A 16,139-nucleotide genomic window follows, 5' to 3' on the forward strand; every position below is an offset into this window, starting at 1 on the left:
ACTTACTTCATCCTTTCTAATTCCTCAATCTTTTCTGTAACGATATCCACATCGCTTTCTAAACCACTAAGTTCAAATTTATGAAGTAGTGGAACGTTGTACTTCTCTGATACTTTGACAGCGCCACCGCAGAACATTGTCCCCCAGTTTCTATTCCCACTTCCTACTACAGCAACTAGATTATGATGATTTGTCTCAAGGAATCTCTCTACTTCCTCAGGAATCTGTCCAAATCCTGTTGTGTATGTTATGAGTACAAATGGCTCATACACGGCAGTAGTACCTTTTCTTATTAATATATTGAATAGTGGGAAGTCTAACTTATAGACAAATCTTTCTACATTGCCTGTCATAGATGCATAAGCTACTAACATGACAACACCTCTTATTTTAATAATTTTGTTTAGTGGTATAATTTATACACATGTAGCATCACTACAAGGACAATTATACCACATGTAGATTATCATTTCAATACTTTTGTTTAATAAATTTCAAATTAAGCAATCTTGTCTTCTTTATCTAGCTTTTGAAGATACTCTGCAAGATAAGTGCGTTTATTACTCACATCATCCTTCTGAATCGCCTTCACAATAGTCTTCTTCGTAGCAATGACTACACAATGCTTTCGAGTACGAGTGATAGCTGTATAGAATAACTGGCGTGAATTCAGTGTGAAATGGAATGGCAATGCAATGATAATAATCTTATTAGATGAACCCTGTGATTTATGGATTGTAATACAGTATGCTAATTCGATAGAGCGATAATTACCTTCATAGATTCGAACGTTTCCAATTCCCTCAAAGTTAATTAGCATGAATTTGTCGCCCTCTTCATCGACATCAAAACGCTCTAAGATACCAATATTGCCATTGAATACAGGACATGATGCTCCAAACTCATCAACAGAATCATAGTTGTTCTTGATATTAATAACCTTATCGCCTTCACGCAGATAGTATCCTTCTCTCTCTTCAACCTCTACCCCATCTACAACCTTCTTATTTACCTTGCCAATGAAATGCTCTTCCTTCTTTTCGTTTTGTGGGTTATAAATCTTCTGACAAGCGTTATTAAGCAATAGGCAAGATGCCTTCCCTTTCTCACGTTGTTGAGTAAGGATTTGAATGTCCAAGATGCTCTCAGTTTGGCTGTACTTATAGAACTCACGCATAACATGTAAGAAGATTTTGTCGTCATCTTCGATTAGGTCATACTCTAAATCCTGTAATTCACCATGCACTACACGACCTGTTTCTCGACCTAGAACCTGTACACCTTGACGAATGGCGATAGAATCCGTTACGACAGCAGATTTCTGTGCCTGACGGTGAATCTGAGTTAGTGTCATCGTTGGGATAATTCCACTTTCAATCATTGGCATCATGACTGGGATACCAATACTCTCTAACTGCTGACTATCACCTAGCATAATAATCTTAGCTCCACTTCGAATAGCAAGCAGTAAGTGACCAAATAAACGTGCATCAACCATTGATATCTCATCGATAATGACAATGTCATAGGGTAGTTTATTGTTTGCATGGTAATAGAATCCTGTCCCTAGATTTGCAGGAGAATATCCTAGAAGTCTATGAATTGTACTGCCATCTTTCCCAGTTACCAACGCTAGATTCGAAGAAGCCTTTCCGCTTAGCGCACATTGAGCATATAAATAACCTTTCTGTTCAAGGAAATCAGCTACTGCTTTTAGGGTTGTTGTTTTACCAGTACCACCATAACCTTGCAGAATTGATATATTGTTCTCAAGCATCATTACCATTGCCTCATTACGTTGTTGCTCTGTGAATTTCCATCCTTGCAACTCTTCAATGGCATCAACTGCTACTTCCCATCCCTTGTAATCGAAGTCATTTTTTGCCTTTAGAATGCGGTGCAACTCCTTGGCGACTAAGTCTTCTAATCTTTGAAATCCAGTAAGTGAAATTTTACTTTTATCTTCTGTCATATAGAAGGTATCTGTATCTTCTACAAGCATTTTACCAACAATAGACTTGTCTACATTAGGAATAAACTCAAATGTTGCTCTTAATAACTCGATTGGTGGAGACCACGTATGACCTTTCCCTGCTTCCTCTTGCAATACATGAACTAAGAATGATTTGATACGAACGTGGGCATGAACATCCCCACCTAATTGCAAGAACATCTTGTCGCACTTCTTAAACCCAAAGCCATCAATCTCCATTAATAGATATGGATTCTCTTTAACCTTCTGAATAGCCAACTCAGGAGAGCCATAATAATCAGTGATTTTGCGAATTGTCTTAGGTGTTAACTCATACTTACCCAACTCAATATAAGCTTCTGAATAGTCCTTCTGTGACTCGTACAGGTCTATAATGCGCTTAGCAGTCTTTAATCCAATACCATTCGCTTGACACAATCGCTTTACATCTTTCTCTTCGATAACTGCTATTGGATTCTCAAATGCCTCACATAAAGCATCTGCTTGCTTCTGTGTTAAGACAATCTCTAGGAATCTTCGCACAGAGTCCTTGTTACTCGCATCTAAATCGATGTTTTGTCGCATAAATGCTAATTCATATCCTAATCCAAATGTAGGATGACGCTCGCCTTCTTCTGCGATGAAGTAATATTCAGCGCCCTCTTTTAATGGTGGCATTTCACCTTTGATAGAGAACGTGCCAAATGAATGATGTAGCTCTATATCCCCTTCTTCGATGTTAACTGGCTCAAATGATGCAATTGTAAATCCGCCACTTGTCTCATAGACACCTCTTGGGAACATAATTCTCTTTAATTTAGCTGTACCTTTTACTGTAGTCATAAGCTACCTCCTATTTATCTTTATTACCCATAGCCATTTGTAAAACTTCTACAATGTTATATCCAGTGTGAATCGCAACTGTATCGTTGGTCACATACTTTCCTGCCTCTTTATGAGACTTACAAGTATCGAATATCCCAACGACTTCATCTGTCTTCATGCACTTGCCACAAGGGTATTGAATTGGTGACGTTGTGAAGAAATGACAATTTGCACAGGATGGTGTATATCCATCTTCATTTGGGTCATAAGTATGTTCACTTGGAGAAAAATGCTCTGCCATCCATTTCTTCATGCATGCGTCAGAGCAAGTAATTCCACCATAATAACTCTCTCTGTAGCACTCTTCCCCTTTATAAATCTTCTTGTCACATTCTGAATTTGAACAAGCAATGTATTTCAATTTGATTGCCTCCCATATCAATACTTTTGTTTAATCTATAATTCCTAATTGAGAATACAGTTTTGTAAGTAACGATGCAGTTACCTTTTCCTGTTCCTCAAATGTAACATCCTCAAAGTCTAATCCTTGAATCTTTGCAACAGCCTTCTTCATATTATCAATTCCTGCTGACTCTAAGACTTCACGTTGGTCTTTGCCCATTAAATCCATTAATAGTAATTGTGTTAAGATTACTGTTTCTAGTTCGTTTAACTCCATTGGCTTCTTCATTCGTTAATCCCCTTGATTTTGATTTGCAAGATATCTAGCACCTTTTCAATATTGAGCTTGATTGCGACACCATCTACTCCATTACCTACTGATTCATAGTAATTTGCAAGTTGCTCTTCTTTTGATTTAATTACTTCATAATTGCCATAGATAAACACTTGGATAAATTCCCCTAACGATAGTCGTCCAATAAACTTTTTGACAAAAGCATCTGTCCAACCATTCTTATCCTTGCAATAATCTTGAAGAAGTTGCTCTTGCGCTCTTTCTTTAAATCTGTCTTCATAATACTTTACAACATTGTTTCTCGCTTCTAATTCCTTCTTTGTAATCGAAAAACTTTCTATCTTAATCATATTAAATCCTCCTATTATTTCAATACTTTTGTTCAATAATTATATTAGAAGTGTAGCATGGTTAACTACACTGTGTCAACGATTAATTACACTTCATTTAAAGCCTTTTGATACGGACTAGCTTCGTACATATCACCCTTATTCATATGGTTGTATGAAGGATGATTAGACACGTCTTTTGAAGCTTTAATAGCCTTCGCATAGTTCTTTCTAGCTGAATCAGGAGTATCTTCGTTACCTACGTAAAACATGTGGTCAGGAACTTTGCCCCAAACAAAATGGTCTTGGATAGGCTTAGTCTTGCTCATCGCCTCTTTAACAGCCTTTACAGCCTCTTTACTACGTAAGTCTATGCCTTCGACAGCCTGCTCCATCATTAGGTATTGTGATGTCATATGGATAGAGATATCATATACATTACCATCAACTACAACCCACGCATGATGAATGGGCATTGATAAGCCTGTAAACACCCAACCTGAGTAATACTTAGCATCTATCCCCATTTCGTTAAATACTCTGCATAGGATTTCAGCGTTCGTGTAGCAATAACCACTCTTAAATTCCCAATTACTTCTACCCATCATTTCAGCCACTTCTAGATGATGACCATTCTCTGTTACGCCATTAGCGAATCCTTGCGCTCTATCTTTGGCTGTAATAGGATATAACTTAGAGCCAATAGTATGCTGTTCTCCTCTTAGGCGAAAAGTGAACTTGCCATTAGAGACTTTATAGTAGTCACCTTCACCTAAATCTATATTAAAATTCATATCCTTTAAACGCATTACTTCCTTGCCTCCAGTTCTTTCAAGCGCTTCAATTCCATAAGCTTCTTATCATTTCCCTGTTCCCTACATGACCAACAATAAACTTCTGTCTCTTGCTGATTGTACCAACCATGACACCATTTACATTTACGCATTCCCATTGTTAATCCTCCTCACAAGTACATTCATCAACATATTCTCTACAAATGATACACCAGTTGCCATGCATGCCAATCACCTCTATTAATAATAAAATAACGATTTTATTATGTTTCCTACCATTCTGTCTTGGCTTCTTCTAGGTAGCCACTCAGTTCTCTATTCTGACCAAGAAACTGGAATGTATCCATGATAAACTTGTCTAAATAGTCTCTTGTAACACCTTCGTACTCATTTTCACCTTTTTTGATATGCATTAACTCTATGAAAGGCTCATATAGATTCTCATACTTCTCGTCAAGTATGTTAGAAAGAGTTGTCCAATGTTCTCCTACATTACAAGGATAAAATGTATTATCTGATTTATCTAATACGCCAAGGCGGTCATCTGTTTCAATCTTCTTAACTTCCTTGTAGTAATCTGTTACTAAGCTTGTATCGGCGACAATCTCCATGCCTTTTGTCATTGCCTTGCTAATAAATATATCAATTACCTTTTTCTCAGAATCACCTAAGCTAATATTGTACTCACTTTCAAATTCTGCGATGATTTCTGCTGTAACCTTCTCTTCATAGATAACGAGTGCTTCTCTCAATTCATCTTCGTTTAATCCATGAACAGGTCTTGACTCTCTCTTGAAGAACGTTGTAGTCATTGTAGAAGCCTCCTAGCTCTTAATCCATTTCATATACTCATCTACAGATAGAGTTGGATACTCTTCCATGTATTGAACGAATAAATCTACGCTATATCCTTTTAGCACAATATCCATGCGAATCTTATCAGCTTGCTGTACTAATTCATCCCTGTCCCATTCATAAAGTTTATCTTCTTTTAACTTATCTTGAATCCACACTAAGTCTTTTGCCATTTTCTTTAATTCATTCATTACTTTCTATCCCCCTTATACTCTACCTGCCAGTAACCTTGTTTATTGTGGGGACTCCAGTAGTCTTTAGCCATTTCATTACTATCTTTGTCCTTGTACTTATCAAGGAACTCCAATGCTTTATCTACAGCTTCTTGGAAATCCTCAGTGCGGTACTCAATATCACAAATCCCTAACAACCCACGCTCGTACACTTGAAGGCAATAGAAGCCAATGTAACGTTGTATGTATGCGACTGCTCTTCCCTCTGTTCTCTGATAGTAATTCCACTTCTGTGAAAAATGCCATCCATCTACTTGTTCAAATCCCCACAATATCATTTAGGTCAATCCTTCCTTACGTTCAATATATATTACTCATCGTCTTTCATGATATCGAGTATTTCATCGACACCTATGCCAAGACCCTTTAGGATATCTTCTGCGTTCTCCATTTGCAATAGGAAAGTATATTCGATTGCAATTCTCTTTCCGCCCTTTGCATCCTTCTTAATCTTACTATGTCTAATAACTGCGTCAAGCATTCTATCAAACTTACCATTCTTAAAGATAACGTGAGAGCGAATTAGAGGCACTTTTGACATATCTAGTCCAAACTTTTCGAATAGTTCATCGCTAGTATATAACTGACCTGTCTTCGTAGTATGTACTTCATCTGCATAAGAACATACCACCCATTCAGACGAATCTTTGCTTATGTAATATAGTAGATATGGGTGCTTTCTAAATAGGTATTCAACAAATTCTCTTACTTCTTGGATTTCAAACAACTCATCTGTTACATGGTCATATCCTTTACAACCAATAACTAAACGTCCTTGCATCTCTTTGCCAACTTGCGTAAGCGAACTAAGTATCTTCTCGATGTTGCGAAGGTCTTTCTTTTTAATCTCTTCAAGTGGGAATTGATAGAACATTACAGGCTTCTCGCCTTCTTTAATTGCCTTCTTAATTTCTTGTGGAGTAGGAACTTTGTCAATATAGTTAAACATTTCATAACCCCTTTTCTTATGTGTTAATGTGATACTTATATATTAACACAGTAAATTTACAGAGTCAAACAAATTATCTAGATTTTATAAGGAAATGAAAAGCCGTGCCTAAGCACGACTCTCATATAATTACAGCATATCTACTACAATTTTACCCCAGTTTTCTAAACGGTCATAAACCTCTTTTGATTTCAGAACATCTAACGTCATCCAGTGTCCTGCTAACTGTTCTACTTCTTTTACAGCAACCGTAGCTTCAACATCTAGGTCAATAATGCCTAAGATTCCAATATGCACCTTGCCAGTAGTATCAGAATCATCATTAATTAATCCAATTGGTTTAATCTCTACTTGACGATTGATATCAAGCTCTTCTTCTAGTTCACGCTTAATATTCTCTTCTAACACCTTTGTAAATGGCTCAGTCTCGCATGTGCTTAATGGATTCATATGACCTCCTGCACCCATAGCTAACTTACCATGTAGTCGAGACTCTCCACCTCCCTGTAGTCGTTCAGTAACAAAGAACTCATTTTCTCCTCTACGAATTACGATATATGGGATTGGCTGTTTGTAGTCGAAGTTTAGCTCTGCATTCTTGCTAACAGGTGTATCTACTTCCTCTACACTGCCTCTACGCATAGATTTGTAATACATATCGAAGTGATACATGATTGTATCTACTAAACTTTCGTCAGATGTAACTCCTTGAAACTCTAAAATGCCATAGTTGAATAGTTTGTTGCGACTTGCTACTAAAATGATTTCATCTTCTTTTTTAAATTCTGTCATGATTATCTATCCCCTTATCTTTCAAGTATATTATTTATGTGATTGTTGTATCTTCTTCTTAATCTTTTGTTCTTAACGCTATCTCTTTTAGCAATCAGCTTGTCAACTTTGCCTTGAATAGCTTTTGGATATCCATGAATAGAAACAACATCTCCAGTACTCTTGTCAAAGAATGTAATTTGCGCCACATCTTTTAGCCCATAAATCTTCATAACGTTGGGTCATTCTTGATTTTCTTAAGCTCTGTTAATACTTCATCCCATTCATAGAAGCCTTTGCCATCTGTAAGGTCTAAGCACACTCCATATACATATTGGTTGATTCCTAGACTTCTACGGTCTCCCTCTTCGTCTGCTCCTGCATTTGGAAAACGTCTAATATCTTCATAGTGTGGGAACACCTTTTGATTATCGACTTTCTCGCATGTTTCAATAATTTTGTTTAATAGTTCAGCAGACGAACATTCTTCACACTTATCGTTAGCAAGCTCTAGAATAATCTTAGCCATGTCTTTCATGCCTTTGATTTGACCTAATTCGACCATTGTACCTAATGCGAATGGCTGTGGCTCGATTACAATAACTTCACTTTCAACAATTGCATCAGTATCTGCTTTAACTATGCGTTCAGCAAGTCCTGTATTCTCAACATTACTCTTATCATTGATATCTTTGTTATCCATAGGGTTGTAGAAATCCAATCCAATAGCCTTGATTTGCTCACGTTCTAACGCTCGTAGCATTTGAGAGCCTTTCGGTAGCATGTCCCCTGCGATATATACTTTCTTTGTCAATGTTATTACCTCCGTTGTGTTTGTGTTATTTATCAACTGAAATCATTGTATCATGTATCATATTTCGTTTCAATACTTTTGTTCAATGTATTTTTAAACTAATCGTTCGGATTGTACGCCTGTGTATGCTTCAATTTTATCAAGGAATTCTACTGCGCTATCCTCAATCCAAATCTCCCAATCCTCTAGAACCTCATTGCCTGCAAAGTGGTCTTTAAAGCAGTTTACCTCTAGCCATTCAAAGCCTTGTCTATTTCGCAATGTACACCCTTTAAATGTAACAGTTGTATTAGGCTCTACAGTAAAATTTGATGGCACAAACATTCTCTTTTTACTTTTCACTATCTTTATCTCCCTTTCGAATAAACTTGATTTCTTTCAACCATGCTTCCTTCTCTGTTGGATGAGCCTGCCATTTACCATCTATCTTCTTGTTCTTAGGCTTAATGTCTGCACTAATAATTTCAATAACATCCATTGCCTCGAATGGGACATATGCATATAACCTAGAACCCATCTTAAACTCTCTCACTTCTCCACTAGAGAATTGATACGCTTTTGCTCTTGTATATGTCTTCATTACATTTACCTCTACAACCATCATTCTATTTGGAGGGATTGTATCAGCAATTGTCTCAACATGACCTAAGAATTCAAGCTCAGCAGTACACTGTTCTACAAGTGAAAGTGATTTATCTTCCATCTCTGATTCCAATTGCAATAGCTTTGCATAGCGCTCTCTTTTCGTTTTTAGCTTATGACTTGGTTTATACTCCTTGTCAAATGCTTCAAAGATATCAAGAAGCTTCTTATTGCCACCAAACTCACTAAAGTAGTTTAGAGATATTAAGATTTTCATTTGCTTAGAGTTGATTGATACAGATGGCTTACAGACCTGTCTAATTGCACCTATCTTCTCTAACTTGTTGATTTCCTTCATTTCTGCCTTGGAGAAATCCTGTAATAGAAACTCTCTATAGTCAACTGACTTAGAAAGATTGTCAAAGTCTTTTTGATAGATTATATCTGTAAGAGTTATAGGTTCACCTGTCTCATCATCTATATCCTCTACATGTGTCTTTTCTTCTGTCACTGTTGCGAATTCAAGTGTATGCGCCCCATCCTTGATATCCATTAGTAAATCTACGAAGCTATTGTACTGGTTGTCACGCAATTCATATAACCCATCTGCCAGTTGAGCGTTTAAGAATTTAACTGGGTGAATACCTTGATAGATTGAGTTTGTATCCTTATCAAACATGTATCCACTGCGAGAGTATCTAAATTTGATTGGATTAATCTCTACTCCTTGTGACTTTGCATACTCAATCAGCTTTGTCGTCTTGTCTTGCTTAGCGATATTCACGTTCAGATTCGCTGTAATAAATTCTAAAGGATAATAGTATCGTAGCCATGCAGAAGCATAACCTAGCCAACTATAAGCATCTGAGTGATTAATAGAGAAACCATAATCGGAAGCATCCATGATTACTTGGATAAATGACATAGCAATTTCTTCTACATTCTCTTTTGGGACGTGATATTCGTTAATTAAAGTATTAATGAAACGCTCTTTAATCTCAGGAATAACCTTGTTTAATGCATCATGGTCTTTCTTCCCAATCGCACGTCTTACAACGTCTGCCTGCCCTTGGCTGTACCCACAGAACTGTACGAGGAACTCGATGATTTGCTCTTGATATACCATGTATCCCTGTGAATTAGAAAGGAATTTATCCAGTGCCTCCAATCCTTGACTATTAAACTCTCCTGCATACAATCTATCACGATACGAAGCACCTGATGGTCGAATAGATGCGTTGCCAAGTGAAAACAGGTCGATATAGGTTGCATTAGGGTTCGACTCTTTAACCTTTTGAATTGTTTTTGGGTCGAATAAATCCTTATAACATTGATGGGCATAATCTGATTCCCATTGGAAGATGCCGATGTTATTATCAATGATTGATGCCCAAACCTTTTCATCCTCTGAATCAAGATTCTCAGGTAGAATGTCTGCGAATTTCAATCCTGCAAGGTTCACTGTCTCATCAACTAATTCAACTGTATCTAGCCCAAGTACATCAAGTTTTACAAAGTTCTGTGCATCGATTTCCTTCATATTGATTTGAGTTAATGTTACAGGAAGCTTTGTCTTATTATCAATCGCTGTAATTAATCCCATATGCTCATCTAATGGAATTGGTGAGACTGCGATTCCACAAGCATGCGCTCCAATAGAAACGATTGTACCCTTAATTAAGTCTACATAGTGGAATAGCTTAGGATATTTATCACGATAGTAATCCTCGTTTGTCTCAACTCCATTAGCAATCTCGTCAACTACATCTAGAGGCATTTCTAATCCTCGACCAATGTCACGAATAGATGACAGTAACTCTACTTTGTTATAGGTTACAATCTTCGCACAGCTTAGCGTAGGATGGTCAATCAAGTAATCCTGTATAATATGTCGCTTATTTGGTGCATAGTCTGTATCGATATCCGCTAAAGATATACGCTCTTTACTCATGAATCGAGCAAAGTTAAGACCTCGTTTAATTGAATCCATGTGTGTAATCTGCATTAGATAGGCAATAATTGAACCTGATACAGAACCACGCCCAAACCCATATGGGACACCATTCTTACGAGCATGTGTCTTTACATCATCCTCTAGAAGCATGTAGTTAACAGCGTCATTCGCTTTATATACTTCTAATTCGTGCTGAATTCGCTCTGCGTAGATAATCTTCTCATGGTGTGGGAGCTTATCTATTCCACGAAACTTGATACCTTCTGCAATCTTTTGTTGGAACACCTCGTCAGGATTATCGTATAACTGTGGATACTTCTTGCTATAATCAATCTCCCAAGGCTCTACTAAGTCTGCGATTAAGTTTGTATTTTGCATTGCTTCATGAATTTCTTCATCAGTGAACGAATCTTGAGCTTGAAACATCTTAAACATCTTCTCATAAGAGTGCATACTCAGGTCGAAGCTATCTTCATCAGTGAACTTGATTTTCTTAGCCTTTTGAAGAACCTTACGAGCATCATCATACTCTTCATTTAACGCATGTGTATCAGAACCTGCGACTAATTTAATACCAGTTTCTTGAGAAATCTTCTTCAATAATCTATTGTATTGAATCTGCTCAAGATGTCTGTGAGGCTGAATCTCCAAGAACGCACGATGCTTATTCTTAGTAAACCATTCGATAACTTCTTGGAGCTTATCCCCTGCGTACTCGCTACCAGTTCTATTTTTGTGTAACTGCCAAATGATACCACCTAGGCAAGCTGTCGAGATAATGATATTATCAGATGTATTCTTGATATCTTCCCAAGAGATACGAGGATTGTAGTAGAAGTTATTGCCTTTTCTATCGAATCCAGTGGATACCATCTTATTCAACTCTTTAAACCCTTCGTAGTTCTTTGCTATTAGAACCATATGGAAGTTGTCACGCTTCTTCTCTTCAAGCGTCATGGTTACATATACTTCACAGCCATGAAGATACTTAAGACCATTCTTCTCTGCATACATCTTCTTGTTGTACCAAGATAAGACATTTCCATGCTCTGTGAAAGCTATAGCCTTCATCCCCATCTTGACTGCTTTATCAATATATTGCTTATAGTTGTTTACAACTTCAACCATGTTTGGGTTTGATAAATCTGTATGAAGATGAATTTGAGTGTAAAATAACCCATCAAATTGTGCGCTCTCTGCACTACTAATTCCATCGTATGTCATAGGTTGCCTCCTTGTTTGTAGGCTAACCAAAATTATGATTAGCCTACGGTTATCAATACATTTGTTTTATTGTTTTAAAATCAATCCCAACGGTCAATCTTGATAATTCGTGAAGAATTGCCAGTTGTTACTTTAACCGTTAGATTCCATTCGTTGTCTTTAGAATATCCAACACCACATGCAGTTGCTTCATCAGCATCTTCAATTGGAGTGTTAGCAGTGTACAATTCTAGAGTCTTGCGAATCTGTCTTAAATCTGATTTCAGAGTCTCGTTGAAGAATCCTCGTCCTCTTCCTTCTGATAGGTCTTGAACTCCATCTAGTAGGAAGAATACATGAGTTCCTGCGCCAACAACTGGATGGTCACTCCATAAGTTAGGTGAATAAGTGATACCATTTACTTTTACAAATTTCCCTGTATCAACAGACCATTCGTTGTTAGAAGCTTGTGAATTGCTTCTGATAACAGGTTGTTGTCCTCTGATGTAGTCAAACTCGAATACTGTAATATCTCTCTTCTCTTGTAAAGCTTCGCCTTCATAGTTATAAATTTGTCCATTAATCTCTAATTCAACTTTAAATGGAGTTCCTTTACGCCCATTTACTCGCTCGCTAAAGTTATTAACATAGAAGCGATAGCGACCTTGTGGCGCTGTAGACCATCTCATATTTTCCACTGGCGTTGAACTGCTCTTATCTAGACCATTCATATCTAAGTCTAGGTAGCCACCGCAACGACCACGTTTATGACCATAGTTGATATGCTCTCCTGTTGGAGTAATGCAATGTAAGTCAAGGTCAGTTAAGCCTTCCCATAGTAGTGAGCATCGAATTTCGTTATTTTCATAGCGACCACCTGCTTCTTCGACACGTCTCTTCATTTCAGCATCAATACCACCATGGTAGTACCAAGAGAATGGGTTGTCCCATTGCATAATATTCTCTGCATTTTCATCAGATGCTGTAACTAGCGCCATTAATCGATTAGGATTATCAACTAGAACCTCAATCTTATCTGCCGTTGGTATTACAGTTCTATGGAATTTAGCCCACGTCATAACAGAAGTTGGTAAATTCATTGTGTTAGAAGCAGTGTTGTTTTTAGATGTTAAGTGACCAAATACTCCACCTCTAGCCTGTTCACCCATCAATCTATTAACTACTGCATTTGGCTTCCATAATAAAGGCACTTCCTCAAATTTAGCGTATCTACGTTGTAATGCTGTTTCAATACCTAATTTCGCTACTAGCTTTTCTGCCTCATAGATTGCGTTGTCAGATGGAGCAGATTGTGAACGCATGAAGTTCTCAGGTCTCATCTTGTCGGCGAATCTAGCGGCTACAAGTGAAGGTTGCATTCTTAATTGAATGTCGTCTAGCAATGTTCCAATTATAGAACTTCTAACGTGAGTATATCCTGTTGGAGCAGTTGCTACTACGAACCATGTGAAGTTTCGCTTTTGCTCAGGATTTAGAATAGAATCACGTTTCACCATTACATCTTTGAACCATTGAGCAATTCCTAGCACTCTATCTGAACGATACATTGTTTCTGATTGGATAAGCGCTAACGCTTGTTCTACAGTTGATAAAGGATAGCTTTGCAATGCAGTTGTTAGCATTCGGAAATCTTGTGCCTTCTCAGCCATCTTTTGTCCTGCTGTTAGTAATCTATCACGATGTACTAGTGAAGTAGGTAATTTAGCATGAATGTGAGTCCATTCACCAGTTTTTGGTTGACCTAATGTTTTAACATCTGATAAGAACACACCATTCACTTGTGAGCTTAATACAAGTCGCTTCACAGCTCTCACTGCTTGAGCAAAGAATTTTGGTACTGATGTTTCATCCCAAAGTACAGATTGCATTATGCCATTCTCATCGATTGTTACTAAACCACCATATTTATTAAAGAAGTTTTGACATGCTCTGCATTTGTAATGCTGTTGAGCATTTAATGGTAAGTTTGATAAATAAGTTTCATATATGTCAGTTGCGTTTGTTGTAAATAGTTTGTTGTTTCCTCCGTTGATAATTGAATCAAAACGATTTTTTACTGCTTGTTCGAATTGAGGATATCCATCTCTTACGCTGTCCTCGTCAGTGTATAATCCATCATATTTTAATCCTAATCCTAATTTAGTTGTATTCATCGTTATTCTCCTATCTCCATTTGGTTTGTTTTTGTTGTGTTATTTACTACTCTCTTATATTAACATGGTAATTTTTATATTTCAATACTTTTGTTTAATATTTTTTAAAATTCTTTTTGCAAATCGATAAAGATAGATTCTTCAACTACGTCTTTCACGATATTACACATATGCTCTTTAAGTTCTTCGTTTGGCTTCTGAGAGCAATACTTCTCTTTTAAAGGCGAAAATACCTTGTCGTGATATTCAGTAGTAAACTTGATAAATTCATCCTTTGTAAGACTTCCGTTCTTGATGTCTAGGATTGCCTGTCGCTCATAATCATCATATCTCAAAGCATCTTCAAAGCCTGTAAAGCCATTTGCCTCAAAATCTACAAGTAACTTCATGCCTCTGATATCATGCATTGCTTCCTTCGTATTATATCCGTACATATCTACTAAATGCTTAGTACCATCTGTAGGCTTCTCAAGTCTCTTTAAACGCTCATTATGCATTCCGCCAGTAGACTTGAATAACTGAGGAAGATTGATTCTAGCAATCTCATCCTTAAGACCAATTAACTCGTATAAGCCACCAACAGCATCAATACTATTAGAAAACAGAATTTCCATATATGCGATATTAGACTTCCATAATAAATCGGGTAACTGTCTGATATCTTTGATATCCTTATCAACTGTATCAGTAATAATATTCTCCTTATAACGATTACCAGTGTACAAATCATCGAACGTTGGAGCAGTAAAAATCTTGTAATCCTTATCTGACCCTACTGTTGCTAGATTATAGTTATGACTTCCTGTTAAAGCTTCTAATACTACTTTTCTCTCCATGATAAATACCTCCTAGAATAGTTGTTTAAAACACCAAAATGCGAACCAAATCACTCCACATAAGATTGCTAGATTAATAAAGATAACAGTAAAGAATGCAGTGCATCCTATTTTAAATGCCTTTTTCAAGATAATTCCACCTTTCTAGTAATAAAAGATTCTACAAAAACTTTGAATAACGCTACATACTCCATTAACTGCAATAATCGCAAGGAGTAAAAACATAATCGGATGTTCCTCCGCAAATTTCCACATAATAACATCTCCCTATTTCTTCTTTTTCTTTCTGCTACCAACGCTAGACAAACAGCTAAGAGTAATATCTAGTATGACGAATATCAATTCTGCTATTAATTCAGCCATACTTATATCTCCTTATATTCAACCGTAGGATACTGTTTTCTTAGATTGAATGTTTCCTTACACTTACTGCATTTATGAACATATATTGGAGGACAAGACATCTTGGTCACCCCTGTGAACTTCAATTCACCCTCCCAACACTCATCGCAAATATATCCAACTTTTACTGGCTGTAATTCCTTATATGTTTCTGCCATACTATCACCCTATCTATCCCATTTTTGATTCATATATCGCTCTTCAATTGAAGGTAGTCTCTGTTCCATTACTTCAAACAACTCCTCAATTGTGATTAGCTCACCAAATGTCTTGTGCTTGAAGTGTGGGCTGTCTACTCCAACGTTAATCTGATTGTCCCAAGTTGATTCCATCCCATGGATATGACCATGAATTGACCATTTACGTGGTCGTAATCCAATCTCAAATGGATAATGAGTCAGCCACATCTGATGCTTGTTGTGATTTAAAATAATCCCAACTTCGTGATACTCATGTAGTAGTCCCATTTCAACGATTTTCTTGTAATACTTTGAATGGTCATGATTGCCTTTAATTAGAATAATCTTCCCATTAAGTTGCTTTAATACATCGACTGTTTGGTCATAGTTTCCTAGACATAGGTCGCCTAAATGATAGACAATATCCTCATTGCTAACTTGCTCATTCCACTTTCTAATCATATCCTTTGTCATCTCTTCAACAGATGTATATGGTCTTTTTTCAAAGCTTAAGATGTTCTTGTGCCAAGCATGTGTATCACTTGTAAAAAATGTCTTCATAATAATCCT

Annotated in this window: 19 protein-coding genes; all 19 read right to left on the bottom strand. The window is 36.9% G+C overall.

Annotated features, from left to right (window positions below; genetic code table 11):
• Positions 1-2: 2 nt before the first annotated feature.
• Positions 3-374, bottom strand: coding sequence for a class Ib ribonucleoside-diphosphate reductase assembly flavoprotein NrdI (gene nrdI / locus ACTFRS_RS25830; protein ID WP_048559053.1), 372 nt, complete (start codon positions 372-374; stop codon positions 3-5).
• Positions 375-499: 125 nt separating this feature from the next.
• Complete coding sequence (locus ACTFRS_RS25835; protein WP_440025577.1) at positions 500-2,815, bottom strand: AAA family ATPase; 2,316 nt, start codon at positions 2,813-2,815, stop codon at positions 500-502.
• A gap of 10 nt (positions 2,816-2,825) precedes the next feature.
• Entirely contained in the window at positions 2,826-3,218 is a 393-nt protein-coding gene (locus tag ACTFRS_RS25840; RefSeq protein WP_440025575.1) for a hypothetical protein, read from the bottom strand.
• A gap of 30 nt (positions 3,219-3,248) precedes the next feature.
• Positions 3,249-3,488 carry a hypothetical protein gene (locus ACTFRS_RS25845; RefSeq protein ID WP_151035725.1) on the bottom strand — a complete coding sequence of 80 codons (240 nt, stop codon included), beginning with the start codon at positions 3,486-3,488 and terminating at the stop codon, positions 3,249-3,251.
• Positions 3,485-3,844: a hypothetical protein gene (locus tag ACTFRS_RS25850; RefSeq protein ID WP_440025573.1), complete on the bottom strand. Its 360-nt coding sequence runs from the start codon at positions 3,842-3,844 to the stop codon at positions 3,485-3,487. Before ACTFRS_RS25850 ends, ACTFRS_RS25845 begins: the two co-directional genes overlap by 4 nt.
• Before the next feature lie 86 nt (positions 3,845-3,930).
• Positions 3,931-4,632, bottom strand: coding sequence for a hypothetical protein (locus ACTFRS_RS25855; protein ID WP_440025572.1), 702 nt, complete (start codon positions 4,630-4,632; stop codon positions 3,931-3,933).
• Positions 4,632-4,775 carry a hypothetical protein gene (locus ACTFRS_RS25860; protein WP_319611540.1) on the bottom strand — a complete coding sequence of 48 codons (144 nt, stop codon included), beginning with the start codon at positions 4,773-4,775 and terminating at the stop codon, positions 4,632-4,634. The genes ACTFRS_RS25855 and ACTFRS_RS25860 overlap by 1 nt, the downstream gene beginning before the upstream one ends.
• Positions 4,776-4,889: 114 nt before the next feature.
• Positions 4,890-5,429, bottom strand: a complete 540-nt coding sequence (locus ACTFRS_RS25865) for a hypothetical protein (protein WP_319616217.1) — start codon at positions 5,427-5,429, stop codon at positions 4,890-4,892.
• A gap of 12 nt (positions 5,430-5,441) precedes the next feature.
• Positions 5,442-5,663 carry a hypothetical protein gene (locus ACTFRS_RS25870; RefSeq protein ID WP_440025569.1) on the bottom strand — a complete coding sequence of 74 codons (222 nt, stop codon included), beginning with the start codon at positions 5,661-5,663 and terminating at the stop codon, positions 5,442-5,444.
• Positions 5,663-5,983, bottom strand: a complete 321-nt coding sequence (locus tag ACTFRS_RS25875) for a hypothetical protein (RefSeq protein WP_440025568.1) — start codon at positions 5,981-5,983, stop codon at positions 5,663-5,665. The genes ACTFRS_RS25870 and ACTFRS_RS25875 overlap by 1 nt, the downstream gene beginning before the upstream one ends.
• A gap of 32 nt (positions 5,984-6,015) precedes the next feature.
• On the bottom strand, positions 6,016-6,654 hold the full coding sequence (locus ACTFRS_RS25880; RefSeq protein WP_440025566.1) for a hypothetical protein: 639 nt from the start codon (positions 6,652-6,654) through the stop codon (positions 6,016-6,018).
• 129 nt (positions 6,655-6,783) lie between these two features.
• A complete protein-coding gene (locus tag ACTFRS_RS25885; RefSeq protein ID WP_440025565.1) occupies positions 6,784-7,446 on the bottom strand; it encodes a hypothetical protein in 663 nt (220 codons plus the stop codon).
• Between the two features lie 14 nt (positions 7,447-7,460).
• A complete protein-coding gene (locus ACTFRS_RS25890; RefSeq protein ID WP_440025563.1) occupies positions 7,461-7,634 on the bottom strand; it encodes a hypothetical protein in 174 nt (57 codons plus the stop codon).
• A 20-nt stretch (positions 7,635-7,654) separates the two neighbouring features.
• The gene (locus tag ACTFRS_RS25895; protein ID WP_319616212.1) at positions 7,655-8,239 is read right to left on the bottom strand and encodes a nucleoside 2-deoxyribosyltransferase; all 585 of its coding nucleotides are present in this window, start codon (positions 8,237-8,239) and stop codon (positions 7,655-7,657) included.
• A 93-nt stretch (positions 8,240-8,332) separates the two neighbouring features.
• Complete coding sequence (locus ACTFRS_RS25900) at positions 8,333-8,581, bottom strand: hypothetical protein (protein WP_319616211.1); 249 nt, start codon at positions 8,579-8,581, stop codon at positions 8,333-8,335.
• Positions 8,571-11,999 (bottom strand): PHP domain-containing protein, encoded by a 3,429-nt coding sequence (locus ACTFRS_RS25905; RefSeq protein ID WP_048559039.1) that lies wholly within the window; start codon positions 11,997-11,999, stop codon positions 8,571-8,573. Before ACTFRS_RS25905 ends, ACTFRS_RS25900 begins: the two co-directional genes overlap by 11 nt.
• Positions 12,000-12,079: 80 nt before the next feature.
• A complete protein-coding gene (locus tag ACTFRS_RS25910; protein WP_440025561.1) occupies positions 12,080-14,152 on the bottom strand; it encodes a YfaP family protein in 2,073 nt (690 codons plus the stop codon).
• 104 nt (positions 14,153-14,256) lie between these two features.
• Positions 14,257-14,988, bottom strand: a complete 732-nt coding sequence (locus ACTFRS_RS25915; protein ID WP_319616209.1) for a hypothetical protein — start codon at positions 14,986-14,988, stop codon at positions 14,257-14,259.
• A gap of 569 nt (positions 14,989-15,557) precedes the next feature.
• Positions 15,558-16,130 carry a metallophosphoesterase gene (locus ACTFRS_RS25920; RefSeq protein ID WP_440025559.1) on the bottom strand — a complete coding sequence of 191 codons (573 nt, stop codon included), beginning with the start codon at positions 16,128-16,130 and terminating at the stop codon, positions 15,558-15,560.
• Positions 16,131-16,139 lie beyond the last annotated feature (9 nt).

It is taken from the genome of Bacillus cereus group sp. MYBK139-1, assembly GCF_051916915.1.
Classification (GTDB): domain Bacteria; phylum Bacillota; class Bacilli; order Bacillales; family Bacillaceae_G; genus Bacillus_A; species Bacillus_A pacificus.